28 protein-coding genes are annotated in these 22,615 nt (G+C 63.7%); 19 read left to right on the top strand and 9 right to left on the bottom strand.

Annotation, left to right across the window (positions count from 1 at the left end; translation table 11 throughout):
• Positions 1-188 precede the first annotated feature (188 nt).
• Together ACNJYD_RS20020 and ACNJYD_RS20015 are read left to right on the top strand one after the other, a co-directional pair.
• Positions 189-365, top strand: coding sequence for a hypothetical protein (locus ACNJYD_RS20020; protein WP_439363115.1), 177 nt, complete (start codon positions 189-191; stop codon positions 363-365).
• The gene (locus ACNJYD_RS20015) at positions 355-1,032 is read left to right on the top strand and encodes a Fic family protein (protein WP_439363114.1); all 678 of its coding nucleotides are present in this window, start codon (positions 355-357) and stop codon (positions 1,030-1,032) included. The genes ACNJYD_RS20020 and ACNJYD_RS20015 overlap by 11 nt, the downstream gene beginning before the upstream one ends.
• A 220-nt stretch (positions 1,033-1,252) precedes the next feature.
• Here ACNJYD_RS20015 and ACNJYD_RS20010 read toward each other — a convergent pair whose 3' ends face one another.
• The 5 genes from ACNJYD_RS20010 to ACNJYD_RS19990 all read right to left on the bottom strand — a co-directional run bounded on the left by ACNJYD_RS20010 (position 1,253) and on the right by ACNJYD_RS19990 (position 4,669).
• The gene (locus ACNJYD_RS20010; protein WP_439363113.1) at positions 1,253-2,407 is read right to left on the bottom strand and encodes a tyrosine-type recombinase/integrase; all 1,155 of its coding nucleotides are present in this window, start codon (positions 2,405-2,407) and stop codon (positions 1,253-1,255) included.
• 223 nt (positions 2,408-2,630) lie between these two features.
• On the bottom strand, positions 2,631-2,786 hold the full coding sequence (locus ACNJYD_RS20005) for a hypothetical protein (RefSeq protein WP_439363112.1): 156 nt from the start codon (positions 2,784-2,786) through the stop codon (positions 2,631-2,633).
• Complete coding sequence (locus ACNJYD_RS20000; RefSeq protein ID WP_439363111.1) at positions 2,783-2,995, bottom strand: hypothetical protein; 213 nt, start codon at positions 2,993-2,995, stop codon at positions 2,783-2,785. Before ACNJYD_RS20000 ends, ACNJYD_RS20005 begins: the two co-directional genes overlap by 4 nt.
• A gap of 232 nt (positions 2,996-3,227) precedes the next feature.
• Positions 3,228-3,701, bottom strand: coding sequence for a phospholipase (locus ACNJYD_RS19995; protein ID WP_439363110.1), 474 nt, complete (start codon positions 3,699-3,701; stop codon positions 3,228-3,230).
• A gap of 185 nt (positions 3,702-3,886) precedes the next feature.
• Positions 3,887-4,669 (bottom strand): LexA family transcriptional regulator, encoded by a 783-nt coding sequence (locus ACNJYD_RS19990; protein WP_439363109.1) that lies wholly within the window; start codon positions 4,667-4,669, stop codon positions 3,887-3,889.
• Between ACNJYD_RS19990 and ACNJYD_RS19985 the strand changes: the two genes are divergently transcribed.
• From ACNJYD_RS19985 to ACNJYD_RS19950, 8 genes are all read left to right on the top strand, one after another.
• A complete protein-coding gene (locus tag ACNJYD_RS19985) occupies positions 4,578-4,769 on the top strand; it encodes a helix-turn-helix domain-containing protein (protein ID WP_439363108.1) in 192 nt (63 codons plus the stop codon). The genes ACNJYD_RS19990 and ACNJYD_RS19985 overlap by 92 nt on opposite strands.
• Positions 4,770-4,943: 174 nt before the next feature.
• Complete coding sequence (locus ACNJYD_RS19980; RefSeq protein WP_439363107.1) at positions 4,944-5,111, top strand: hypothetical protein; 168 nt, start codon at positions 4,944-4,946, stop codon at positions 5,109-5,111.
• Positions 5,108-5,320 carry a hypothetical protein gene (locus ACNJYD_RS19975; protein ID WP_439363106.1) on the top strand — a complete coding sequence of 71 codons (213 nt, stop codon included), beginning with the start codon at positions 5,108-5,110 and terminating at the stop codon, positions 5,318-5,320. Before ACNJYD_RS19980 ends, ACNJYD_RS19975 begins: the two co-directional genes overlap by 4 nt.
• Positions 5,317-5,808 (top strand): HNH endonuclease, encoded by a 492-nt coding sequence (locus ACNJYD_RS19970; protein WP_439363105.1) that lies wholly within the window; start codon positions 5,317-5,319, stop codon positions 5,806-5,808. Before ACNJYD_RS19975 ends, ACNJYD_RS19970 begins: the two co-directional genes overlap by 4 nt.
• Positions 5,805-8,204, top strand: coding sequence for a DUF7220 family protein (locus ACNJYD_RS19965; RefSeq protein WP_439363104.1), 2,400 nt, complete (start codon positions 5,805-5,807; stop codon positions 8,202-8,204). The genes ACNJYD_RS19970 and ACNJYD_RS19965 overlap by 4 nt, the downstream gene beginning before the upstream one ends.
• The gene (locus ACNJYD_RS19960) at positions 8,201-8,389 is read left to right on the top strand and encodes a hypothetical protein (RefSeq protein WP_439363103.1); all 189 of its coding nucleotides are present in this window, start codon (positions 8,201-8,203) and stop codon (positions 8,387-8,389) included. Before ACNJYD_RS19965 ends, ACNJYD_RS19960 begins: the two co-directional genes overlap by 4 nt.
• On the top strand, positions 8,386-10,089 hold the full coding sequence (locus ACNJYD_RS19955; protein WP_439363102.1) for a DNA cytosine methyltransferase: 1,704 nt from the start codon (positions 8,386-8,388) through the stop codon (positions 10,087-10,089). Before ACNJYD_RS19960 ends, ACNJYD_RS19955 begins: the two co-directional genes overlap by 4 nt.
• Positions 10,086-10,301 (top strand): cytochrome C, encoded by a 216-nt coding sequence (locus ACNJYD_RS19950; RefSeq protein ID WP_439363101.1) that lies wholly within the window; start codon positions 10,086-10,088, stop codon positions 10,299-10,301. The genes ACNJYD_RS19955 and ACNJYD_RS19950 overlap by 4 nt, the downstream gene beginning before the upstream one ends.
• Positions 10,302-10,324: 23 nt before the next feature.
• Here ACNJYD_RS19950 and ACNJYD_RS19945 read toward each other — a convergent pair whose 3' ends face one another.
• The gene (locus ACNJYD_RS19945; RefSeq protein WP_439363100.1) at positions 10,325-11,014 is read right to left on the bottom strand and encodes a hypothetical protein; all 690 of its coding nucleotides are present in this window, start codon (positions 11,012-11,014) and stop codon (positions 10,325-10,327) included.
• 49 nt (positions 11,015-11,063) lie between these two features.
• On the opposite strand from ACNJYD_RS19945, the gene ACNJYD_RS19940 reads away from it, so the two are divergent.
• The 3 genes from ACNJYD_RS19940 to nusG all read left to right on the top strand — a co-directional run bounded on the left by ACNJYD_RS19940 (position 11,064) and on the right by nusG (position 13,153).
• Positions 11,064-11,342, top strand: coding sequence for an ABC transporter substrate-binding protein (locus ACNJYD_RS19940; RefSeq protein ID WP_439363099.1), 279 nt, complete (start codon positions 11,064-11,066; stop codon positions 11,340-11,342).
• Between the two features lie 69 nt (positions 11,343-11,411).
• Complete coding sequence (locus ACNJYD_RS19935) at positions 11,412-12,587, top strand: helix-turn-helix domain-containing protein (RefSeq protein ID WP_439363098.1); 1,176 nt, start codon at positions 11,412-11,414, stop codon at positions 12,585-12,587.
• A complete protein-coding gene (gene nusG / locus ACNJYD_RS19930) occupies positions 12,584-13,153 on the top strand; it encodes a transcription termination/antitermination protein NusG (protein ID WP_439363097.1) in 570 nt (189 codons plus the stop codon). Before ACNJYD_RS19935 ends, nusG begins: the two co-directional genes overlap by 4 nt.
• 562 nt (positions 13,154-13,715) lie before the next feature.
• On the opposite strand, the gene ACNJYD_RS19925 is transcribed toward nusG, so the two are convergent.
• Both ACNJYD_RS19925 and ACNJYD_RS19920 read right to left on the bottom strand, forming a co-directional pair.
• Positions 13,716-15,251, bottom strand: coding sequence for a sensor histidine kinase (locus ACNJYD_RS19925; protein WP_439363096.1), 1,536 nt, complete (start codon positions 15,249-15,251; stop codon positions 13,716-13,718).
• Positions 15,252-15,398: 147 nt separating this feature from the next.
• Complete coding sequence (locus tag ACNJYD_RS19920; RefSeq protein ID WP_439363095.1) at positions 15,399-15,521, bottom strand: hypothetical protein; 123 nt, start codon at positions 15,519-15,521, stop codon at positions 15,399-15,401.
• A 149-nt stretch (positions 15,522-15,670) separates the two neighbouring features.
• Between ACNJYD_RS19920 and ACNJYD_RS19915 the strand changes: the two genes are divergently transcribed.
• Together ACNJYD_RS19915 and ACNJYD_RS19910 are read left to right on the top strand one after the other, a co-directional pair.
• Entirely contained in the window at positions 15,671-16,279 is a 609-nt protein-coding gene (locus ACNJYD_RS19915) for a hypothetical protein (protein ID WP_439363094.1), read from the top strand.
• Positions 16,276-18,228: a phage terminase large subunit family protein gene (locus ACNJYD_RS19910; RefSeq protein ID WP_439363093.1), complete on the top strand. Its 1,953-nt coding sequence runs from the start codon at positions 16,276-16,278 to the stop codon at positions 18,226-18,228. The genes ACNJYD_RS19915 and ACNJYD_RS19910 overlap by 4 nt, the downstream gene beginning before the upstream one ends.
• 58 nt (positions 18,229-18,286) lie before the next feature.
• Here ACNJYD_RS19910 and ACNJYD_RS19905 read toward each other — a convergent pair whose 3' ends face one another.
• Positions 18,287-18,502 carry a hypothetical protein gene (locus ACNJYD_RS19905; RefSeq protein ID WP_439363092.1) on the bottom strand — a complete coding sequence of 72 codons (216 nt, stop codon included), beginning with the start codon at positions 18,500-18,502 and terminating at the stop codon, positions 18,287-18,289.
• 442 nt (positions 18,503-18,944) lie between these two features.
• On the opposite strand from ACNJYD_RS19905, the gene ACNJYD_RS19900 reads away from it, so the two are divergent.
• The 4 genes from ACNJYD_RS19900 (at position 18,945) to ACNJYD_RS19885 (ending at position 22,603) form a co-directional block, all read left to right on the top strand.
• Complete coding sequence (locus ACNJYD_RS19900) at positions 18,945-19,139, top strand: hypothetical protein (RefSeq protein WP_439363091.1); 195 nt, start codon at positions 18,945-18,947, stop codon at positions 19,137-19,139.
• 679 nt (positions 19,140-19,818) lie between these two features.
• The gene (locus ACNJYD_RS19895; RefSeq protein ID WP_271504269.1) at positions 19,819-20,061 is read left to right on the top strand and encodes a DUF6148 family protein; all 243 of its coding nucleotides are present in this window, start codon (positions 19,819-19,821) and stop codon (positions 20,059-20,061) included.
• Complete coding sequence (locus ACNJYD_RS19890; RefSeq protein ID WP_439363090.1) at positions 20,058-21,683, top strand: phage portal protein; 1,626 nt, start codon at positions 20,058-20,060, stop codon at positions 21,681-21,683. Before ACNJYD_RS19895 ends, ACNJYD_RS19890 begins: the two co-directional genes overlap by 4 nt.
• The gene (locus tag ACNJYD_RS19885; RefSeq protein ID WP_439363089.1) at positions 21,680-22,603 is read left to right on the top strand and encodes a S49 family peptidase; all 924 of its coding nucleotides are present in this window, start codon (positions 21,680-21,682) and stop codon (positions 22,601-22,603) included. The genes ACNJYD_RS19890 and ACNJYD_RS19885 overlap by 4 nt, the downstream gene beginning before the upstream one ends.
• Positions 22,604-22,615: the final 12 nt, after the last annotated feature.

Below are 22,615 nucleotides of genomic sequence, written 5' to 3'. Positions count from 1 at the left end.
GTAAACCATTTATTCGTCATTGACGGCAGGCGAATCGGTTGCCGCTCTGCGGCCCTGGGCGTGCTGGTGACGGCCCTCGTGGCAGCCTTGTCACATCGCCTAAGACAAAATTTACGCAACTGGAAAACGCTAGCGCCGTTGTCAGACCAAATGTATGACTTGATTCTGGAAGTGCGGGAGAGCTTGCCATGACTGAAGAACTCAAGACGTTAATCGAAGTGGCCAAGCGGGTTACACCGAGCCCAGCGGAACGTGAGGAGCAGCGTCGTAGCTTCGCCTATGGGAATACGGCTTTCGAAAACAGCCTGATCACGCGTGAAATGATCGATCGCCAAGCGGACAAGCTGGCGGCTGATGAGCGATGAACCTCGCAAAGAACGGCACAGCCACGCGCTCGAACCTGAGATCATTACCGATCCGCAGCTAAAAGCCGAAGCGGAGGCCGCAAACGGCCTCCGCCAGTATGACTTCGCAGAGAAAAGCGTCTATCAAGCGCTTGAGCGAACGCCTTTCAAGCTACGGCCTTCACTGATCTATGCGTTCCAGCGAGAAGCTCTGCGCGGGATTAGCGCTTATGCGGGAATGCAACGGCCGGGCGATGTGGAAATCGTAAACAGCAAGCATGAGCCTGTCGGGGCGCATCTTGTTCAAGAGCTCATTGAAGAGCTCTGCGACTACGTGAATGACAATTGGGAAAAGCCGGCCATTCATCTGGCCGCCTACGTGATGTGGCGTCTCAACTGGATTCATCCCTTCGCGGATGGAAACGGGCGTACCTCCAGAGTTCTGTCTTTCTTTGTCTTGTCCGTACGGCTCGGCTTCGTGCTTCCGGGCTCGCCCACGCTGCCTGAGCTGGTTATTGCTCATCGCAAAGACTACGAAGATGCTTTGGATGATGCTGACGCGGCGTACAAGAACGGACGAGAGATCAACGTTTCAAAAATGGAGCATCTGATAGAGTCGTTGCTGGCGAAGCAGCTGCACCGTGTCTATGAGGTTGCATCCGGTAAAGTGGCCGTCCCCGATTCCTAAAGGTCATTTTGCTCCGTCCAATTGGGGCATCAAGAAGAAACCGGCCAGTTGCGGCCGAGCTCTCTACTGAAAGCGGTCTGGCTGCGTGTGCCCGTCGCCGGCCGATCGAATCCCGCCGCACGTCGGCGCCGCGATGACCGCATTTGCTGCAGGTCAATTGCGGCTCGATGTCCGACAGGCGCATATCGTCGGGCCAGCGGTCGACCTCGGCAGGCCCCAGTCATTCGCCCTTTTCGATCAGCCGCGGCGCTGGCGTCGCGTCGCGCGCGCCGTGCGTCTCCTCCATCGCCTGGCGGACATCGTCGACCGTTGCGGCCGTGTAAAAGCTCGACGTCGTCTTGATGTCGGTATGGCCGAGCAGCTCTTGCACCACGCGCAGGTTGCGCGTCTTGCGGAGCGTTCGCATGCCGGTGGTGTGGCGCAGGTCGTGGATGCGCGCCTTCACGCCGGCCTTGGCCCACGCGCGGTCCTTGTGCGAGCCGAAACCCTCATAGGTGATGGGGTGGCGCTCGCCTTTCATGCGGCGATCTTTCGGGTTGCGCCAGTTTTTCCAGTTGCGCTGCGCCTTGGTGGTGAAGACGAATTCGGCATGGTGGCCGCGCCGGCTCCAGAGCATCGCATAAGCTTCGCGCGTCAGCGGAATGGTGCGCCAGCCGCCCCCCTTGACCTGCACCTGGATGGTGGCGTTCTCGAAGTCGACTTGCGGCCAGGTGATCAGCATCTCACGCCGGCGCAATCCGGTGATGATGGCGAAGCGCCGCAGCTCGGCATAGTCAAAATTCTCGGCCGCATCCAGCGCCTGTTCCTCTGCTGCGGAGATCTCGCGCACCGGGCGCCTGGTTTCTTTAAGCCGATGCTTTTTCCAGGTCGGCTCATTTAGCAGGTAGGCGTTCCAGTTTTCCTTGGCCCGGCGCATCACCCGGCGCAGCAGGTCGATGGTGCGATTGACGGTCGTCGCGGTGATCGGCCGGCGCATGATCTTGGTGCGGCCGCGCTCGATTACGGTAGAGTGCCGCCGGGTATCCTTGCGGCGCTCGGCGACCAGGCGCGAGACCGAGTCATCGATGATGTCATGCAGCTGGGTCTTTGCGCCAAGGATCTCGACGATGCGGTCGAGCGCGCTTTTGATCTTGTGATCGGCCAGATGTTGGCCGTGCTCGCCCCACCAGCGCTCGCAGGCGCGCTGCAGCGTTAAGGGGGCGCGCTGCTCGGCTCGCTCGCGTTCGAGCTGCGCGAGGGCCTCACGTCGCTTTTCTTTTTCGACCTCGCGGGCCTCGAGTTCATTGTCCCGTTGCGTGGATCCGTAAAACCGACGACGTTGTATCTGGAATTCGTATTGGAAGAATTGCGAGCGCTTGTCGCGATAGACGGACATGGCCCTCGGTCCCCTGTCAAAAGTGCCTCGATGTCCGCGCGGGTAAAGCAGCGGCGCGGCTTGTCCCGGCCCAAGCCCTTGCTCCGGTCGGGCAGGCGGCCGGCGTCAATATGGCGCTTGATGGTTTTCCGGTCCATTGGGAACAGCCGAGACAGCTGTGGAACGTCGATGGTCACGAAGTCCCGGAAGTGCGACTCGAGGGCGGGGGAGAGCGAGGCGCTGCTCATACCGTGTCCTCTTCCTCGGAGGGATTGAGGATCAGCGCGCCGGCGTCCTCAAGGCCCTGCCGGCGGCCCCGCGCATAGGCCCGGCGGTACGCGGCGACCGCGATTGCGGACGCGAGCGCTACGATGGCGACAGCGACGGCAATGCATGTCATCCCGGCTCTCCCGTCACCTGCGGGGCGCGCTGGAGCCAGCGCCCATCATCGCCAACGATCTCCGCTAGGCCGCTGGCGATCAGCTGCGTGACGACCCGATCGCTGATCCGCCGCGTACCGAACCGCCAGCCGCCGCGCGCGCGCCGCTCGAATTGGCCGAGTTCAAGCAGGCGGAGGTAGTAGGACCGTGACGAGAAGTGTGCGCTCATCCGCGTCGCTCCGCAACCAGAACGGGTGTACGCGACAGCGGCGCGTCCATGGCAACGGCAATGCGGCACTGTACAGCGAGCAGCTCGCGCCAGTGCGAGGCGCGGGCGGATTGGAGGCGGCTGCCGCTTCCTGTGCGGGTTTCGGGCAGCGGCAGTGGCAATTCCCTGTCCACGCACACCCTGCAGTCGGGACAGCTGCAAGCGAGGACAAGGTCGGGGAAGTAGACGCACATCAGCAGGCAGCCCCGTTCTGCCGGGAATAGGCCAGCGTGCGGGCGGCGTCGGCGTGCTCGAACAGCTGGCTCTTGCGCCAGCCCATCCGCATCAGGTCGGGCAGGGCGGCGCCTTCGTTGCGGGTGGTGATGGTGATGAAGTCGTCGGCGAGCTGGGCGATGGCGGCGGCGCCCGCCAGGCTGGCGCGGGCGGCGGGCAGGGCGGTGGGGGCGATCGTCTCGGCGATGCGCTCACGTTCGATCTGGGCCGCCTCGGCGGCTGCGGCGGCGTCCTGGTGCGCCTTGCGGGCCACGAGCAGGGCCTCGAGCGTGGCCTGCCGGTCGATGCGCCGCCCGCGCATAACCGGCTCGGTGCGCGGCATGCCCTTGATGCGGACGTCGGCGAAGCGGTTCTCGGAGCGGACTTGAAAAAAGCCGTGCAGCTTCAGCTGCGCCTCGAAATCTTTGGCAGACAGAACGGTGATGCGAGACACGGCGGCGAGTCTCCCGGAAATGTTTCACGGGAAACATTCGTAATGCAAAACGCATTCTTAAGTCAATGCAAATAGCATTATCAATCCAGCAAAGCTCGTTTGGCTGAATTCACCTGGCAGGAGGCCTTGCGCTCTGGCTATGAATGAAGCCTACGTTGACCTCCTTGAGGTCTTTTCGATCGAGTTCACTTGGGCACCAAATTCTTGACGGCGGCGGCCCAGTCAATTTTGACGTCCAGAATTGGCGGTTCGGTCTGAGAGAGGAGATGAAACAGCCCGCGTGCTTTGCTACGCTGGACTTTCTTGATCAGGATACGGCCATCGTCCAAGCCGACGACGCAAAGGCGATTGATGAGGTCCGCCGTAACGGGGCGGCGGACGTCGTCGTAAAATACAAGCCATCGATCAAAGAACGATCCCAAGCTCTCGCCGCGGATCTCAACCGCAACCGTCGAGTCGGTCGTGCCGTTCGGCGCGGGCACCTCATCAAGCGGGGCATCGTTTGCAAAGAAGTGCGTTTGTGCGCCCGCGCCGACATACCCGACGAGCGGCACATAGCGCATTTCATCGGCTGACTGCCGTCTCGCGCGGCGTTCTTTGGGACCTTTTCCGGTCAGGAGCCATTCCAGCGAAACGTGAAACTTCCGTGCATACTGGTCTGCTGCGTCTCTTTTGAAGCCGCGTCGCCCGTTCTCATGTTGGACATAGGTGACCTCACTAACGCCCAGCGCGTCAGCGGCAGCCCTTGCGGTTGCAAAACCAGCTTCTTTCCGGGCCGCGGCCAGCCTATCGTGCATCTCAGCCATAAATGCATTTTGCATTGGTTTAGGATGCAAAAGGCATTGACGATCATAATGCAAAAAGCATTGTTGCGTCATGAACGGGGCATTGATTCGTGAAGCGAGGGAGATGGTCGGCGAGAGCCAGGCCGCCTTCGGCGAACGTTTCGGGGTCGACCAAAGCACCATTCACCGTTGGGAGGCGAATGGTCCTCCGTCCCGAGGGCCGGCGCGCCGCGCATTGGAGCGGGAGATTCGTTCGATCGAGCAGTCGAGGTCTGTTCCATGACCAGGAACATGGCCTCTCGACGACACGATGATCGAGGCCGGGCCCCCGCCGAGACCACCAATTTTTTGGCTTGTGGACAACCGGGTCCGCGTCACCGCTCGGCCCGCTGTGGACGCGTGGGGAAAACGCGTTTCGGGCCCGCATTTCAAGGGATTTTCGCAAGGAGAGGGGCCAATGTCAGACGTCGCCACGCGCATCGCGGATCCTGACGATCTGCGCGTTCTCGTCATGCTGGCCGCGGTCCTGGTGCTCGGGCTTGGCTTGGCCGTCGCGGCCGGCGCGCAGCCGTTCCTGCATCGCGTCGACCGAGGCTTCGGCTTCTGGTGGGTCAAGCGCCAGTGAAGGCCGCCCGCGCCATCCTGTTCGGGAGCGATCGGCGGGTGATCGTCGGTGCCGTGCGCGTCGTCATCGCCGACGAAGCTCCGAGAGTTATCTTGCTCGGTCACCGGACTTTTCTGCCGATGCCGGCGCCGCCGAGCTGGGACGCAAAGTCCGTTCTTGCTTACGGGGAAGAGACTCCCTTCCGCGCCGATGAGGGCCTGCTCGAATGATGCAGGCCCCCCTCAACCTCCTTGGTGTGCGCGCGGTCGCGTTCGAGGCCGATCTCGTCGACCTGTCCTGGACGCCGTGGCGCCGCATCTGGCTGTCCTCGCGCAGGCCGGTCTGGACGCTGGTCGACGCCGAGGATTTTGACTGGCTGATGCAGTGGCAGTGGAATGTCTGGCACGGCGGCCAGGGCAAGGAATGGCAGCTCTACGCCAAGCGAAACATCGGTGAGCGGCGCGACACGGTGCGGATGCATCGCGAGCTGCAGATCCGCAACGACCCGCGTGATGCCGACTTCGTCGCATCCCATGTCGTCGACCACATCAACGGCCAGCCGCTCGATAACCGCCGCGCCAACCGGCGCTGGCTGACTCAGCGGGACAACATCATCAACCGCCGCACCCGCGGCGAGGCGCCGAGCCTCGACAGCATCCTGGCCGGGCTGCTCGCCGGCCTGCCATCGCGCGAACAGCTCGAGGAGATCCCGTTTTGACCGGGCTGGTCCGATACGAGGCGGCGCGCCGCGCCCTGGCCGAGGCGGTCGCGGTCGATGAGGTCCTGCAGGTCCGGGACGAATGGGAGGCCATTCGCCTTGCCGGGCAGGTGGCGCGGGACATGGAGCTGCAGATCCACGCCGCCAAGATCCGCTTCCGAGCTGAACGCCGGCTTGGGGAGCTGGTCCGCGAGCAGAAAAAGTCGGTTGGGCTCGCCAAGGGCGGCCAACCCTACCAGTCCGAGCGGGAACAGGTAGACCGCCCGGCCACGCTGGCCGAGGCGGGTATCGATCGCAAGCTCTCCGCGCGCGCTCAGCGCATCGCCGACATGGCGCCGGCCGATTTCGAGCGGGCCATCGAGCACCACGAGGCCGTGATGCGCTCGCTCAAAGGGCGCGTTTCGATGGACCTCACGCGCATCGTGGCGGATGAGCAGGGAGCGGAGCACCGCCGCAACCTGGCGCAGACGCTGTCTGACGCTTCGGCGCAGCTCGCGCCGTCGGGCCGGAAGTATCCGGTCATCTATGCCGACCCGGCTTGGCGCCGGCACCAGGGCGTGACCGACCGCTCTTACGAAAACCACTACCCCACGATGACGTGGGACGAGATCTGCGCGCTGCCGGTAGAGCAGATGGTACTGCCCGACGCCTGGCTGTTCCTCTGGATTCCCCGCGCGCACGCCTTCGCTCTGCATGAGATCGAGACCGAGGTCGAGGTCGTCGGCACCGGCGAGATCGTCCGCGCACGGGTCGCGATGCCGCTTGGCTACGCCGTGGCAAAATCCTGGGGCTTTGACAGCTATTCGACGCTGGCAGTCTGGACCAAGACCGACGCGGACCATCCCGACGTCGCCGGCACTGGCAAAATCTTCCGGGACCAGGACGAGCTGCTGCTGCTGTTCAAGCGGGGACAGGGCCTGCCGATGCCGGAGAAAAAGTTCGGCTCCAATCATCGCGAGCGGCCGCGCGAGCACTCGCGCAAGCCGGATTTCTACCGCGAGGTGATCGCCTCGATGACCGGCGGGCTGCCAGTCCTCGAGCTGTTCGCCCGCGTCGACGCCGAGCACCCGCTGCCGGAAGGCTGGGGCGCGTGGGGCAATCAGGCCGTCGTCGCGCCGGAAGGCGCGATCGGCAACCCGTCCGACGCGAGCGATAGCTCGTCGCCGACGGGCGACGATCTCCCGGAGCCCTCCGGTGAGACCGAGGCGGCCGCAGCGGAAGCAATATCGAACGGGGCCAGCGCCGCTGCGGCCGTCGACGTCGATCGCGCGCCATACGACGACGCCGACGTCATCACCATCGACCAGCTCGCCGGCTCCGATTGGCTGACGCCGGCCGAAGTGGATGCGCTGGAATTGCCGGAGCGAGAGCAACTCAAGATCCTTTCCGATTTCTGCCATCCCAAGCGCGCGCTCTGCGGCGTGCTCGGCCCGCACTGGCTGGCGCGCGAGATGGCTTATCAGGCCTCCGGTCAATGGGCGCTGCGCGGCAAGGGCTGGGACCGGCTGCGCGAGCTGGAGGCGGCCGAGGCCAAGCCGCCGGCGGCCGCGGTTGAGATGACCGAGCCTTACCTCGCGCCGCAAATGTCGTTCTTTGACGTCGCGCGCCAGATCGACGACGCGCCGCCGCCGGAGGTAGTCGACGGCGCGCTGCAGACGCGGCTGCCGGTTGACGACGACGAGCTTGCCGAGCAGGTCGCGCTGCTCGCGATCGACGCCGGCGGCGCGATCGAGCCGCAGATGCTGCGCCATCTCGTCGGCAAGGGCTTTGCGCATTGCGGGCTGACGAAGATCTTCGTCACCGACGACGGCCGCGCCTTCCTGGCGCAGCTGGTAGGTCCGGCGTCCGTTCAACAGCATCAGGGGGGCAGAGGCGTGAAGCAAAGCAAGATCATGTCGCTCGTCGAGAGCGTCATCAATATCGCGATCGGGTTTGGGATCAGCCTTGCGGCGCAGATGTATTTTCTGCCGCTGCTCGGCGTAACAATCTCGTTCGGGCAGAACCTGCTGTTCGCGGTGATCATGACCGTGATCTCGATTGCGCGGTCTTACCTGCTGCGGCGCGTGTTCGAGGCGCTGCATATTCGCCGTCCGCTGTCGCCGTTCATGCAGGCGGTCATTGCCGAGCGCTTTCGGCAGGTCGAGGTCGAGGGTTGGTCGACCGAGCACGATAACGCGCATCCTGTCGGCGAGCTGGCTGCTGCGGGGTCGAGCTACGCGATCATGCCGACGTGGCGCCGGCGGGCTGGCGTGGATTTTGGGCCAGAGCCGCCGATAGCATGGCCATGGTCGCTCGACTGGTGGAAGCCCCAAGACAATCGAAGGGACCTGGTGCGCGCCGCTGCGCTGGTCGTGGCCGAGGGCGAAAAGCTCGACCGCAATCGGGGGCGCAAATGATCCGCGGACAGATCCTGATCGGCGGCGGCTTCGTCGTGTTCTTTGCCGGTTTTATGGTCGGCTACACCATCGCTTGGTGGCAGCGCGGCCGCATCGCCGCGCGCACTGTGGCCGACGTCTCCGGTCCTGAGACCACGATCGTGCTCAGGGACCTCGAGTCGCGCGTGCGGAGGTCGCAGGCGTGAGGCGCAAGATCCTGGTTGCTGATCTATTCTGCGGTGCCGGCGGCTCCTCAACGGGCGCCGAGCGGGCGTTGGCGCGGCTTGGCCTTGAGATGGAGCTGGTTTGCGTCAATCATTGGGGCACGGCGCTGGAAACGCACCAAGCCAACCATCCGCATGCGCGGCACTATTGCGCCGACATCAGCCAGGTGCGCCCGCACCAGGTGGTGCCGGAGGGCTATCTCGACCTGCTCATGGCCTCGCCGACTTGTACGCATCACTCGATCGCGCGCGGCGGCAAGCCGACGTCGGATCAGCAGCGCTCCGATCCCTGGCACGTCATCACCTGGCTGACCGAGCTGCGCGTCAAGCGCATGCTGATCGAGAACGTCTGGGAATTCACCAAATGGGGGCCGGTCGACCCGACGACCCGCCGCCCGATCAAGGACAAGGAAGGCGAATATTTTCGCCTCTGGATCGACACCATCCGCCGCTTGGGCGCGACCTCGATCGAGTGGCGCAAACTCAACGCCGCCGACGTCGGCGGCGCCACCACGCGGCAACGCTTTTTCGGCTTCTTCCGCTTCGATGATCGGCCGCTGCTGCTGCCCGTGGCGACGCATGCACGCCGCGACGTCGCGCCCGACAAGGGCCTCATGCCGTATCGGCCGGCGAGGGAGATCATCGACTGGTCGATCCAGGGCCGGTCGATCTTCAAGCGCAAGAGGCCGCTCGCCGAGAAGACGCTGCGCCGGATCTATGCCGGCATCGTCAAGTTCGGCTGGCCGGAGCCCTTCATCGTGGTGCTGCGCCAGCACATGGCCGCGCAGGGCATCGACGTGCCGCTGCCGGCGCTCACCGCGCGCGGAACGCACGTCGCCCTGATGCAGCCCGTCACGCTGTCCAGCGGCGCCGGCGCAGCCCGCGGCGTCGATGCGCCGCTTTCCACCATCACGACCGGCGGCGCCGGCGCCGATCGCCAGGGCTGCGCGCGGCCGATGCTGGTCGAGCCGCTCATCCTCAACCGCGCCAGCGACGGCCACGGCGAGACGCGTGCTCATTCGCTCGATGTGCCGATGCCTACTGCGACGACGTCGGGCGCCGGCTACCTGGTCGAGCCCTTCGTGCTCTCGCGCCACGGCGACGGCGCGCCGCGCGGGGTCGACGATCCCACGCCGACGCAGGTTGCAAAGCACTCGCATTGCCTGATCTCGCCCTATTACGGCTCCGGCTCCGGCGAGACGCTGACCAGCGGCGAGGACCCGCTGCCGACCGCGACCGTCAAGGCGCGGTTCGGCCTGGTGGTGCCGATCACGCACAGCGACACCGCAAACCGCGCCCGCGACGTCGCCGCAGATCCGCTGCCGACGCTGACCACGGCCAACCGGGGCGAGCTGGCGTTCATCGCTGCGCAATTCGGCGAGCGTCCAGGGCAGGCGCCGCGCGTGCATGATCTCGAGGAGCCGGCGCCGACCGTGTGCGCTGGCGGGCACGTCAACCTGGTCGAGCCCGGACTCGAGTACGACATCCTGTTCCGCATGCTCGAGCCGCACGAGCTCGCCGCGGCCATGGGCTTCGAACGAGCCTACCACTTCGCCGGCACCAAGACCGACCAGGTCAAGCAGATCGGCAACGCCGTCTCCGTCGAGCAAATGGAGGCAAACGTCTACGCCATCATGCAGGACGAGGTCGCCTCGCCTGAATTCCTGGAGGCGGCCGAGTGAAGCACAAATGGAGCGACAAGACCCGCGCGCCGAATGGCGACAGCCGCAAGGTCTGCACGCACGAGGGCTGCGAGATCGTCTGTGTGTCCTGCCATCGTATCGACGATCACGGCCGAAAGTACCACCACAAGGAATGGTGGCGCGGCAGCCAGAAAATCCAGGTCGGTGGTAGCACGCCGGCATGTGAAGCGGCCGAGGTGTCCCCGTTATGAGCAATGACGAGCACTCGCGATCTCTAGTCTTCCCAGGCTTCTCTCGAGTCCGAGCGGTGCGAATGCGCTCTGGGATAGCGGAAGCCGCGTGTCCGGGCTGCTTCGATGGAAACTTTCAGATCTTTCCTGATATGCCAACAGAGCAAGCTGATCCTCGCTATGTCAGCCCTCATTTCCTCAAGCGTCGAACTCGGGCTGTCCTCATCGTACGCAAAGACGGTGTCGCCCAAGCGCTGTATTTTCTCGCTCAGTGTAGGAAGCCGGTCGCGCAGCTCTGCAAGGTCGTAAATCGTTGCCTCGGAGAACAAGTCAAGGCGAGACCAAGCTTCGGCGATTTCCGGTGGGGCGGGGGGCAGCTTGAGACGGTCCGCGCGGACCATCGGGCCGTGATCAACTTCATCTTCAGACGGATCTTGCACTCTCTTGATATCCGCTTGTGCTTTCTCAGCCTTTTGTTTGATAGGCATGAGTGCAGCTCGGAGGCGTTGGAACAATGCGAGCTCCTCCGCTGCTCGCTTCCGTTCTGCCTCTCTACTGTCGAAGCGAACCTTTGCCATTGCGGCAACAAACGCCAGGCCCGCCGCGGAAAATGCGACAAGAGCAGCCACGGTGGGCTGAAAGTCTTTCAGAGTGTCGTAAAGGGTGTGCGCCGCATTGGCGGCCGTTCCATCCGGCACTTTGGATCCCTTCCTGCGGTACTGAAATGTTCGCATCTTGCAGGCCCTCCGAGTGGTGTTCAAGTGCAAGCGCGGGGGACGTCTTATGCCTGACACCGGCCTCATCGTCTCGACGATCGCCGCTGGCGGAGATGTCGGTCTCAAGCTGGCCGATGTCATCGCCGCGCTGATCTGCAAGGTGGCCGACCGCGAGATCGACGGACTCGACAAGTACCAGGTCGTGAGTTTCGGCCGCACGGTTAACGGCGCGCGCTTTCCGGATCGATGGTGGCCGCGCCTGGCTAGGGCGCTCGAAACGGGCGCTTTCGATCGCATGTCGGCGGAGGCGATCGTCGATGTCATGGTCGAGCACGACAGGCCCTAGGCAGCGCAAGTTCTCTTCTTTGTTCTGTTGCTTACCGCGTCCAGTTGACTCGAAATCTCAAGGCCTCACGTGTCCAATCCTCGTCTGTCGATCATCCCCGCGGGGGCGGTGACTGATCGCTCGCTCGAGCCGCGCGACCTGCAAACGCTGTGTCTGCTCGGCCGGCACATCGATCGCGCCGGCTGGTGCACGCGCAGCCAAGTCCGCATGGCCGCCGAGCTGGGCTGTGGCCGCGCCACGCTGCAGCGCTCGCTCGACCGGCTCTATGAAGCCGGCTGGGTGGAGAAGAAGCGCCGCGACGTCTGGCGCCCGGAAGATTCCGCGCCGTCGTCGAGCTATGCGTATCGCGTGAAGCTCGACCGCGACGATTTCGATCTGAAAAGCCTCGCGCGCGAGGCTGATGATGGCGACGACGAGAGCCATGCAGAAAACGCGGAAGTACCGGAAAACGGGGAGGGGGTGCCCGCTGGTGGGCAGGGGTGCCCGCCCATGGGCAGGGGTGCCCATCCTAGCGCGGGCACGGGTGCCCACGCATACGCGGGCACCAATAACGACCCCTTAGAACGACCCCTCAAAACGATTGAGAGAGACGCGGGCGCGCGCGCGCGGGATCGCAAGGAACGCTTCAAGGCCGAGTTCCGCAAGCGCTGCCCGACTGCGGCTGCCGATGATCGCAACCGAACCGACTACGCGGCCGATGCGCTGACGGCCGAGGAGGAGAAGGCGGCGCTCGACGGCATCGCGCCGTTCCTCGAGGAGCTGAAGCGCGTCGGTCGCAAGGTCGTCCCGGCCGGCTGGCGCTACCTCGAGGAAGAACGCTGGACGCTCTTGCGCCAGGTCGGTGGCTCGGCGGATGGCGCTGCGTCATCGGTAGCGATCGACGAGGTCTCGGAAGCCGGTCGAGCGGTAACTGTGCTCTACGCGGTCGCGAAAACGCGGCCTTTCGTCAGTCATGGGCGGCTGATTTATCCCAGCGCCGTCACGCCGCAGATCCTGGCGTTCGCGGCCGTGGCCGACAAGTCGTCTTGGCGGTGGATCACCGATCGACAGCAGATCGCGGCGTGGCAGGCCTTCCTTGCCGCGCATGTGCTCAAGGGAAGGCCCGAGTTGCTCGAAAAACGCGGCGAAGAAACGGGCTTATACGCGCCCGGCCCATGGCCGCCGCGCAAGGATGGCGGCTGGCCGGAAACGGAAACCACTCAAACCGTCACCAACGACGCATCACGCGCAGGGGAAAAACTATGACCACGGTCTACAAAATCGGGGACTTCGTCGAGTATGTCCCGCTTGTTGAAAATGCGGTTGCCGTGCCGCTCGAGCCGAAGTGCTGGTATTTATTGCTGACCTATCCGCACAAGGAGCGGAAAGTCATGCACACGTTCCGTGAGCGCGGCGTGAGCGCTTATCTGCCGATGATCCGCAAGCGGACGGTTTATCGCGGCCGGCTCTGCGACGTCGCGGCGCCGCTTTTCGCGCAGGCGATCTTTATCCCGGATTTCCAGGCTTCGCTCGGAGGGGTTAGGGTCGATGGCGTGGATGGTTATTTCAGGATGGGCGACTGCTATCCGTACCTGAAGCCCAGCGACATGGCGAACGTGCGCGCACTGGAGGCGATGGGATCAATCCCTGTGTCCCGTCGTAAGCGCCTCTGGAGTGTTGGCCAGCTGGTGCGCATCACCAGCGGTCCGTTCGCGTTATTCCAGGGCACAATCGATCGGCTTGACTCGAAAGGCCGACTCAATGTCCTTGTCGACATCTTCAAGCGCATGACCCCGGTCGAATTCGACGAAGGTCAGATCGAGCCAGCCTAGGTGTTGCGACCGCGCACTGAATGGCTCGAACGGAGCAGCTCCCTCCGGCGCCTCCATCTTCGCTAGCGGCGAAGTGGAAGTTGAGGGGATTCCAACGGACAGCGGCAAACACCGGTAACAGTCTAAGGCTGCCTCTCGGGCGGCCTTCTGCTCTGAGCGATACTTATTAGACATACACGAAGCCCGCCCACGGAGCTGGTAATTGCGCTGCTAGTAAGTGAGGTCGAAAGCAAGGCTGTCATCTTCGGAGGTGTTACGGAGGCGAACCTGCCGCAGGATCTTAAAAACTCGCGCCGATCGTCTTCTTCTGAAGAGGACATTGCGACTCCTATGATTTTTTGAAATATTTATTAGGCGATTGGAGAGCTAAGCAGCTCAATCCATAAATGTAACTATATCCGGTGTTGTATCGGAGACCCGCAGCCGCGGGCATTGAAATCTTCCCGCGGTCCGGTGCGGGTCAAAACGCGAAGAACTCAGGTCGAGTAGATCTCGTCCGCTCTGGCTCATCGAGCGGACTTCGGACCGTCGCGGCGCAACGTCGCCGATGGGCCATCAGCGGTCATTCCTGGCTCCTCACCAGCGGCCGCGGCAGAGTAATGATGAATTCGGTGAATTCGCCGGGCTTAGTTTCGACGTCGATTCTGCCGCCATGTTGCTTGACAATGATATCGTGAGTCATCGAGAGGCCCAGCCCCGTCCCTTCCCCCGTTGGTTTGGTGGTGAAAAAGGGATTGAACATCTTCTCTTTCACCTCCTGCGGGATGCCGATGCCGTTGTCGCGAATTCGAATTTCGACTGTCTTGCCACGGTTCCTAGTGGCCGCGCTGACGACAGGCTCAAAAGCCACATCGCCTGCCTCGACCTTGCGCTTGGCTGCTGCATAAAATCCGTTGGAAATCAGATTTAGGAGCGCCCGGCTCATCTCCTGTGGATAGAGGTCGAGCGCGCCGGCATCAGGGTCGAGGTCGTGCGTGAGGGCAATGCTGCCGGCTTTCTCCGCCCGGACGCCGTGATAGGCGAGATTGAGGCTGTCCTCGACCAGCGCGTTGATGTCGGTAGCCCGCCGTTCGCCAGAACCCTCGCGCGAGTGCAGCAGCATGTTCTTCACGATGGAATCGGCGCGCCTGCCGTGCTGCACTATTTTTTGGAGGTTCTCCTTCAGTAGCCTCGTCAAATCGCCCACCTCTTCTCGAGTCTTATCGGTCAGCGCGGCGACCTTGAGCGTGTCGTTCAGTTCGTCCGTCAGTTCCGCTGATAGAGCCGAGAAGTTGTTGACGAAGTTGAGCGGGTTTTTGATCTCGTGCGCGATGCCAGCGGTGAGTTGGCCCAGCGAGGCGAGCTTCTCGGTCTGTACCAGACGATCCTGCGCGGCGCGGAGGTCGTCGAGGGACTGCGACAGCTCCCGGGTGCGTTCCTGAACCTCATTGAATAGCGCGACATTCGAAATGGCGATCACTGCCTGGTCAGCGAACGTCTTCAGCAGCTCGACATAATGACTCGGGAACGAGCCAGGTTGAACGCGCGTTACGCTGATCATGCCGATGGTTTTTTGATCGCGCAACAGCGGAACGAGCAGTAGGCTGCGCCACCCCCGCAATCTCGCTAACTCCTTCGCCGCGGGCGGGACGGCTGCATCATCCTCGGTGTCGAGAACGCGGACGATCTCGCCCTTGCGAATGGGTTCGCCCCAGTTGAACGCCGACAACGGCTGCGGATAGAATGTTTCGAGGGCGGCATCGGCAGAAACACTAGTCCTAGTGTACGCCATCAGGTGCAGGACATCATCCCTTAGCCTGAGCACCGCCGTCGAAAGGCCGTCAATCAGTCGCTTGGAGTGCTCTGCAATCGCCTCGAACACCGGTTGCACGTCATTAGGTGAACTGGCGATCACCTTCAATATCTCCGCCGTCGCTGCCTGCTGCTCGCGGGCCTCCCTCAACTCTTTGGTCAGATTGGAGATGGTCAAACGCTTAGTTCGGTTGGCGGTTGGTTGAATGCGGCGCTTGGTCTTGGTGGACTTGCGGCCCTCTGCTGGGCTTGCCTTGCGGGTTTCCGCTGCGCTCGTCTTGCCGCCCGTCCTTGATTGCCGCGCCATTTTCCCTCCAGGGTCAGGAATGGCATCTTATCGGGTCGAAGCACAATTCTGGAAGAGCCGAAATAGCCAACTACGGGTCACAAGCTGCCCATGCCACGGCCTCCGCCACAGGCCCGCTATTGAGGCAGAAGCGGCCCCATGCGCTTCCTAGGGTGTGCGGCCACGCTGGTTGGGCTTGTCGCTGCCCTCCTTGGCTGTCTCCTTCTCAAAAACTTTCGCTACATCCAGCGGGCCGATCGCTTCATCGCGGTCGGCCTTCTTTTGTTTCACGGGTCCCTCTGGCTTCCCGAGCGACCGCGGGTAATTCGGACCCCGGCGTTTCGGTAGTCTTGGCCATCCCAAACTTAGGTTGACACGGTTGACATGGTTGACAGGTGGCGGTTGACGCCGCCCGGTTGACCGCAAGGGCTCCGGCTCCAATGGACGGCATGACGCAGGCGGAATATGCGCGACATCGCGGCGTTTCCCGCCAGGCCATCTCCAAACTGATCAGCAGCGGCAAGATCCCGGCTTCGGCGTTCGTTCCGGGCGAGGGCGGCGCGCGCTTGATCAACGCCGCCGCGGCCGACCACGCTCTCGGCGAGGGTCGAGAGCGCGTGCTGCTCGACCAGCCCGAGCCGGACGATCTCCTGGCTTCGCTCGACAGCGAGGTCGTGGCGCCGCGGGTGACACCGGCGCCGGTCCGCCCGGAACAGCACGAACACATCGCCGCGCTGACCAAGGCGCGGACCGAAACAGAGACCTACCGTGCCGAGCGGGCCCGGATCGAGCTGGAGGAGAAGCGCGGCAAGCTGCTGAAGGTCGAGGACGTCGTCGCTTCGATGGAGAAGTGCGCCGCCGTGATCGTCCGCGAGCTGGAGGCCTTGCCGAATTTCGCCGACGAGATCGCCGCGGCAATCGCAAAGGACGGCGCCGGCGGGGCACGCTCGGTGCTCAAGCGCGTCGCTCGCGAGGTCCGCACGCAGCTCGAGCAGAACATGCGCCTGGCCGCGGCTGCGGATCGCGACGTCGAGGGCGAACCGCAGTGACCGGTTTCCCGCGCGCGCTTCCGCTGATCGCCGGGCTGTTCGCCGGCATCTTCGCGCCGCCGGCGCCGATGCCGCCGTCGGCCTGGGCCGGTCAGCATTTCTTCCTGCCGGATGGCGAGCGCAAAGCGCAGCTGATCGACCTCGCCCGAACGCCGCACCTGATCGAGCCGATGGACGCGCTCGGCCCCGACGCGCCGGACAATGAGCTGGCAGTGATGAAATCGGCGCAGTCGGCGTTCACCACCTGCCTGCAGGTCGTGGCGCTGCATTCGATCGACCGCGATCCGTGCGACATGATGATCGTGCAGCCGACCGACTCGGCGTTGACCGATTTTAACTCGCAGAAGCTTGGCCGGGCGATCGAGCTGTCGCCGCTGATGCGCCGCAAGGTCAAACCCCAAACGTCGCGCTCCGGCCAGTCGTCGACCACCTATGAGAAAAAATTCGACCCCGACTGCTCGCTGATCCTGTCGCTGGCGACGTCGACCGCAGACCTGCGCTCCAAGACGATCAAGAAAGCGCTGTGCGACGAGATCGACGAATATCCCGACGATCTCAACGATCAGGGCGATCCGCTCGACATGATCCGGGCGCGCCAGATTTCGTTCCTGCGCTCCGGCACGTGGAAGCGCGCCTATTTCTCGACGCCGACGATCAAGGGCACGTCCAAGATCGAGCAGAAGTATGAGGCTGGCGACAAGCGTCGCTGGACCATGACCTGCCCGCACTGCGGCGACGACAATCTGCGCTTCGAGTGGGGCGAAAGCTTCAAGTTCGATCGCGAGCCGCCCTTTGCCGCGCACTATATCCCGCCGTGCTGCGGTACCGTGATCGAGGGCTGGCAGAAATTTGCCGTCTACGAAACCGGCCGCTGGATGCCGACAGCGCCAGGCCCCGGCAAGTTCAAATCCTACCACTTCGATGCGCTGTCCTCACCGTTCGTACCTTGGGACGAAATCGCCAAAGAGTACGTTCAGGCTGGCGACAATCCGACCAAGCTCAAGACGTTCTGGAATCTGACGCTCGGCCTGCCGTTCGAATTGAAGGGCGATGCGCCGGATTATGAGCGGCTGCTCGAGCGTCGTGAGGATTATGCCGCCGGCGTGGTGCCGGCGCGCGGCTTGCTCCTGGTCGCGGGGGCCGACGTGCAGCATTCCGGGATCTGGGTCGAGGCCGTCGCCTTCGCTGACAACGGCGAGTCCTGGTCGATCCACCACGAATTTTTCGAAGGCGAGACGACCGATCACAAGGCCGGCGCGTTCGCCAAGCTCGCCACGTTCTATGAGCGGCAGTTTCCCGACGCGTTCGGCGGGCACCGCATCCTCGACTGCATGGCGATCGATGCCGGCGACGGCGGCCGCTCCAACCAGGTTTACGCGTTCTGCCGCTCGCGGCCGCGGGCCTATGCGACCAAGGGCGTGTCGGGCTGGACCGCGCCGGCGATCGGCACGCCGGTGCAGGTCGACGTCAAGCTCTCCGGCAAGAAGGTCAAGAAGGGCGCGACGCTCTGGCCGGTCGGCACCTGGTCGCTCAAAGCGACGTTCTACACCAACCTGCAGAAGGATGGCCGGAAAGCGGGCGCCGAGTGCGATCCGGACGGCTATTGCCACCATCATCAAGGCTGCGACGAGCGTTATTTCAAGCAGCAGACGGCCGAATATCTCAAGACCACGACGGTGCGCGGCCGCACGGTGAAGGTCTGGCAGGAAACCGGGCCGAACCATCTGCTCGACTGCCGCATCTACGCGATGGCGATGGCCGAGTATCTCGGTCTGTCGCGGCTCTCGCCGGAGCAGTGGGCGGTCCTGGCGCGGGAGCGCGGCGTGCCGCCCGTTCTCGCCGAGCCGGATTTGTTCGCGCCGGAGCCGGTCAAGATCGCTGCCAAGCCCGCCCTGGTCGGGCGATCGAAGCCGGCACGAGGCCGGCGTGTTCTCTCAAGGGGACTTTAAGATACGAAGTGACACTCTCAGTATAGCGGTTCGCTCCTGACCCGAGGCGGGCTTGGCCTTAGTTTCGAGGCGGCTGTAGTTCGCTGTGGATGAGATTCTGGATGTCCTCCCGATCTATCGGGTCTTCTTCTTCCGTCAAAAACGGTTCTTGCGTCTTGCGGCCTAAAAACGTGTCCGGAGCAGGTTCTTTCAGAAGCTCACGCGATTTCTGCGCGACCTTGCGCATCTGTTTCGCCTGATCGGAATCGATCGGAAAAGGACGATAAACCGGCATAGCGGCGCTCCCTGTTATGCAGGCGGGAGCGCAATCGGTCTCTCAGCCACCGGCGCCTACGGGCAGGGCCTCGGTCGGTGATGGAGTGACAATAACCTTTTTTGCGAAAGGTTGCTATTTATTCGGCCTCAACCTTTCCCGCATTCGCGTGGCGTTCCGCTCCCTCAAGGCCGCGAGTTCACACCGGTTAGGGCTGCTCAGAGCGCAATGGACCAGAGGGCGAGCAACCCGGCGGCAGCAAGAGCCCAAACCAGCGCATGCTCTATCCACGGTTTCTCGTGCGTCATGGGGACGTCCGCCCGGTCTGTCCGCTACTCGACACCGCAGCGTGTTTGGATCCTTGATCCAAATCAACGGATTTCGGTCCGCTATCTCAGGGCTCTGCATGCGGTGGCGGTTCGAACCGCTCGATCCTCTGGTTACCTTGCCATAGCTCTACCGAATGATCGTCAGCAAGCTGCTTGGCGCGCTGGCGCGCATCGTCTTCATTTTTGCAAAGAAGATCGATCCTGCCCGTGATGTGGCCGTCGTGATCGACAATATATGCTCTGTATTCTTGCACCTTGCGCCCTTGTCTATGCTGCCATCGCGACGGACGTTTTCAAGTTTGAAGGCAAAGCCGCCCGATCATCAGTGAAGCCGGGTCCGCTTCTTACGCTTCCGCGCGCGCAAATGGAGGATCTCGGCATACTGGGCCGTCAGGTCAAGACCGAGGAGCTGCTGCGAGATCGTCGTTTTGAGTTGCCTGCGCTTTTTCATACTTGGCTTCAGCGGCCGCAGTCGCTGCGGCTGATCTCGCTGGCCTTGTTGCTGAGGGCAAAGGGTCGAGCTGCAGCGATCGGGTCAGTCCTACCTACTTGCTGAACCAAGTAATTAAGGTCGGGCTGATGAACGTAGTGTGAATTCCGATCGGTGTGCGCGGTTAACAGTCGTTAGTGCACACGTCCGCAGGCGCGGTCCGCGGCTGCGCTCCTCATGACTTGCTTCTTGAAGTAGCTGCCCAGCGCCGGGCAATGGACGGGCGCTGGGCTCGGGCAGTGCTAAGGCGTCGACTTAGGCGCCTTTAGCCTCCCCAACGATCAAAACAACAGATCTAGTGTACGACACGAAGAAAATAGTAGCCGACGCCACCGATCACGAGGACGGTGGGCACCGCCCAAAGCAGTACGACTGGCATGGTTTCCTCCTCCATTCTTCTGCCCACTAACAAGAACTGGCGAAGCAAGGCCTAAGTTCCAGGGTTCCAGTCCCTCAGGGGCCGTGAACGCGCCCGTCCCGCGTAAGCAGAACAATCCCCGTTATCGCAGGAGCCCACCATGGCAGGCATCACGCTCGCCCAGGCGCAGGCGCAGCTCGCCCTCTGGATCGCTGCCTCGGCGGCGGTCGCCGGCAGTCAGAGCTACGAGATTGAAACGGGCAACGGCCGTCGCAAGCTTCAGCGAGCAGATGCTGCCGAGATCCGGCAGCAGATCGAATTCTGGGACGCGAAAGTGAAGGCGTTGACGCCGGCGGCGTCTGGCGGCCGCCGTCGCACGCGCTACGTGGTGCCGTTCGGATGAGCGATTTCCGGCAGAATTTCATCGATCGCGTCGTATCGGCATTCTCGCCGGCGGCCGGGCTTGCCCGCATGCACGCGCGCGCGCGGCTCGATGCTTCCTTCGGGGGCGGCGGCTACAACGGCGGCCGTCGCGATCGGCGTTCGCTGAAGGCTTGGTTTCCGGGGCAGGGCAGCGCGGACGCGGATTCGCTGCTCGATCTGCCGCAGCTCCGCGGCCGCTCGCGGGATCTCGGCCGCAACGCGCCGCTTGCTGCCGGGGCGGTGTCGACCACGGCTATTGGTGTTGTCGGCGACGGCCTGAAGCTGGAGGCGTCGATCGACAGCAAGGCGCTGGGCCTCACGCCGGAGCAGGCCGATGCTTACGAGGCCGAGCAGGAGCGCGAATGGGAGGTCTTTTGCGCGACAGCAGACTTCACGCGCGTGCAATGCATGGACGAGATGCAGCAGCTGTCGCTGCGTTCGGCCCTCGAGTCGGGCGACGTGTTCGCCATCCGTCGCTTTCGGAAGGATCCTGGCGACGTCTACGGCACCAAGGTGCAGCTGCTCGAGGCCGACCGGGTCTCAAACCCCAATTGGGCGCTGGATAGCGATCGGCTCTCTGGTGGGGTCGAGTTCAACGCCGACGGCGTGCCGGTGGCCTATCACGTCTCCAACCGACATCCCGGCGCGCGCCGGATGGCCGGGTTGAAGTGGGAGCGGGTGCCGGCCTGGAGCGATGCCGGGCTCAAGACCGTGCTGCATGTTTACGAGCGGCTGCGTCCTGAACAGTCGCGTGGCATTCCCTATCTCGCCGTCGTCGTCGAGCACCTGCAGCAGCTGTCGACCTACAGCACGGCAGAGGTCGACGCCGCCGTCGTGTCCTCGTTCATCACCGGCATCATCCAGGCGCCCGCCGATGACGAAGCGAGCGGTCCGATCGTCGGCGAAAAGGATGCAGGCCTTGCCGAGAACGAGGTGAAGCTCGGCGCCGGCGCTATCATCTCGACCGGGCCGGGCGAGACGTTCACGTCCTTCAATCCGCAGCGGCCGAACGCCAACTACGATGCATTCGTCAAGGCCTTTTGCCGCGAGATCGGCGTGGCGCTGGAGCTGCCCGTCGAGCTGCTGCTCAAGAGCTTCACGGCGTCCTATTCGGCCTCGCGCGCCGCGCTGGAGATGGCCTGGCAAGCCTTCCGCCGGCGCCGTTCGTGGTTCGCGGGTCGTTTCTGCCAGCCGCTCTATGAGTGGATGATGGAGGAGGCGGTCGCATCCGGTCGTCTCAACCGTCCCGGTTTCTTCAGCGACCCCGTCATCCGCGCTGCCTGGTGCGGCGCGCAGTGGGTTGGCCCGCAACGCCAGAGCCTCAATCCCTATCAGGAGGCACAGGCCGACGCGCTCGATATCCAGACCGGCGTCAAGAGCCGCGAGCAGGTGTGCATGGAGCGCACGGGCGGCGATTTCGACAAGAAGAACGAGCAGCTCGGGAAAGAGCAGGCGGCGCGGAACGCGGCCGGCCTGGGTGCTCCCGCGCCGGCGCAGCAGGGGCAGCAGGACCAGGGCAGGGGCGCCGCGCAAAACCAGGACGAACAAGACGCCGGCGATGCCGAAAACGAAACCCAGCCGCAGGGGAGTGCTGCCGAATGACCCTTCTGATGCCTCACATCGCGAGCCGCCTGTTCGATTCCGAGCTGATGGTCGAGCCGGGGAAGCTGCAGGCCTTTCTGATGGGGCTCGGCGCACGCATCGTCGAGGGCGGACTGTCGCTGCCGGGTATCTTCCCGATTCAGCACACGGCGTTCGCCAGCGGCCGTCCGTCCGAGCAGATGGGGCTGCTCGGAGATCCCATGGGCCGAGCGATGGAGGACCGCGGCCGCGGCGCCGCGCTGGTGCAGCGGGTCGGGAATGTCGGCGTGATCGGCATCGAGGGCACCCTGGTGCACAAGGGCAAGTTCATCGGCCAGTCCTCCGGCGAAACCTCCTATGAAGGCTTGCGGACGCAGGTCGCTCGCGCGACCCGCGACCCATCGATCAAGGGCGTGGTGTTCGAGGTCGATAGCTTTGGCGGCGAAGTTAACGGCGCGTTCGAGACTGCCGCGATGATCGCAAGGCTTTCGGCGACAAAGCCGACCCTCGCGATCATGACCGACCATGCCTTGTCGGCCGGCTACCTTCTGGCATCGCAAGCGCGCGCGATTGTGATGTCCGATCGCGGCGCCGCCGGCTCGATTGGCGTGCTGACCATGCACGCCGATATGTCGAAGAAGCTCGAGCAGGACGGCATCCGTGTCACGCTGATCACGTCGGGGGCGCACAAGGCGGAGGGAACGCCGACCGCGCCGCTGCCGGACGATGTCCGCGCCGGCATTCAGGCGCGAGTCGATCTGCGCCGCCAGCAATTCGCCGCAGCCGTCGGGCTAGGCCGCGGCGCGCGCCTCACTGCCGCGGGCGCAATGGCGACGGAAGCGCGCACCTATTACGGCCAGGAAGCCGTGACCGCAGGTCTCGTCGACGGGATCATCGATCCCCAGGCGGCCTTCGACGAATTCGTGAAGAGCGTCAACTAGGCCAACCCGGCC

The sequence above is a fragment of the Bradyrhizobium sp. SPXBL-02 genome (assembly GCF_051853065.1).
Lineage (GTDB): Bacteria > Pseudomonadota > Alphaproteobacteria > Rhizobiales > Xanthobacteraceae > Bradyrhizobium.
The sequence above is the reverse complement of the archived record's forward strand: the minus strand, read 5'-3'. Positions and strand labels throughout refer to the sequence as shown.

Bases quoted from the DNA above. Each gene is read 5' to 3' on its own strand.
- ACNJYD_RS20020 (WP_439363115.1), top strand. From the start codon at position 189: ATGACTGAAGAACTCAAGACGTTAATCGAAGTGGCCAAGCGGGTTACA.
- ACNJYD_RS20015 (WP_439363114.1), top strand. From the start codon at position 355: ATGAGCGATGAACCTCGCAAAGAACGGCACAGCCACGCGCTCGAACCT.
- ACNJYD_RS20010 (WP_439363113.1), bottom strand. From the start codon at position 2,407: ATGTCCGTCTATCGCGACAAGCGCTCGCAATTCTTCCAATACGAATTC.
- ACNJYD_RS20005 (WP_439363112.1), bottom strand. From the start codon at position 2,786: ATGACATGCATTGCCGTCGCTGTCGCCATCGTAGCGCTCGCGTCCGCA.
- ACNJYD_RS20000 (WP_439363111.1), bottom strand. From the start codon at position 2,995: ATGAGCGCACACTTCTCGTCACGGTCCTACTACCTCCGCCTGCTTGAA.
- ACNJYD_RS19985 (WP_439363108.1), top strand. From the start codon at position 4,578: ATGAACGGGGCATTGATTCGTGAAGCGAGGGAGATGGTCGGCGAGAGC.
- ACNJYD_RS19990 (WP_439363109.1), bottom strand. From the start codon at position 4,669: ATGGTGCTTTGGTCGACCCCGAAACGTTCGCCGAAGGCGGCCTGGCTC.
- ACNJYD_RS19980 (WP_439363107.1), top strand. From the start codon at position 4,944: ATGTCAGACGTCGCCACGCGCATCGCGGATCCTGACGATCTGCGCGTT.
- ACNJYD_RS19970 (WP_439363105.1), top strand. From the start codon at position 5,317: ATGATGCAGGCCCCCCTCAACCTCCTTGGTGTGCGCGCGGTCGCGTTC.
- ACNJYD_RS19960 (WP_439363103.1), top strand. From the start codon at position 8,201: ATGATCCGCGGACAGATCCTGATCGGCGGCGGCTTCGTCGTGTTCTTT.
- ACNJYD_RS19945 (WP_439363100.1), bottom strand. From the start codon at position 11,014: ATGCGAACATTTCAGTACCGCAGGAAGGGATCCAAAGTGCCGGATGGA.
- ACNJYD_RS19940 (WP_439363099.1), top strand. From the start codon at position 11,064: ATGCCTGACACCGGCCTCATCGTCTCGACGATCGCCGCTGGCGGAGAT.
- nusG (WP_439363097.1), top strand. From the start codon at position 12,584: ATGACCACGGTCTACAAAATCGGGGACTTCGTCGAGTATGTCCCGCTT.
- ACNJYD_RS19925 (WP_439363096.1), bottom strand. From the start codon at position 15,251: ATGGCGCGGCAATCAAGGACGGGCGGCAAGACGAGCGCAGCGGAAACC.
- ACNJYD_RS19915 (WP_439363094.1), top strand. From the start codon at position 15,671: ATGGACGGCATGACGCAGGCGGAATATGCGCGACATCGCGGCGTTTCC.
- ACNJYD_RS19905 (WP_439363092.1), bottom strand. From the start codon at position 18,502: ATGCCGGTTTATCGTCCTTTTCCGATCGATTCCGATCAGGCGAAACAG.
- ACNJYD_RS19900 (WP_439363091.1), top strand. From the start codon at position 18,945: ATGATCGTCAGCAAGCTGCTTGGCGCGCTGGCGCGCATCGTCTTCATT.
- ACNJYD_RS19895 (WP_271504269.1), top strand. From the start codon at position 19,819: ATGGCAGGCATCACGCTCGCCCAGGCGCAGGCGCAGCTCGCCCTCTGG.
- ACNJYD_RS19890 (WP_439363090.1), top strand. From the start codon at position 20,058: ATGAGCGATTTCCGGCAGAATTTCATCGATCGCGTCGTATCGGCATTC.
- ACNJYD_RS19885 (WP_439363089.1), top strand. From the start codon at position 21,680: ATGACCCTTCTGATGCCTCACATCGCGAGCCGCCTGTTCGATTCCGAG.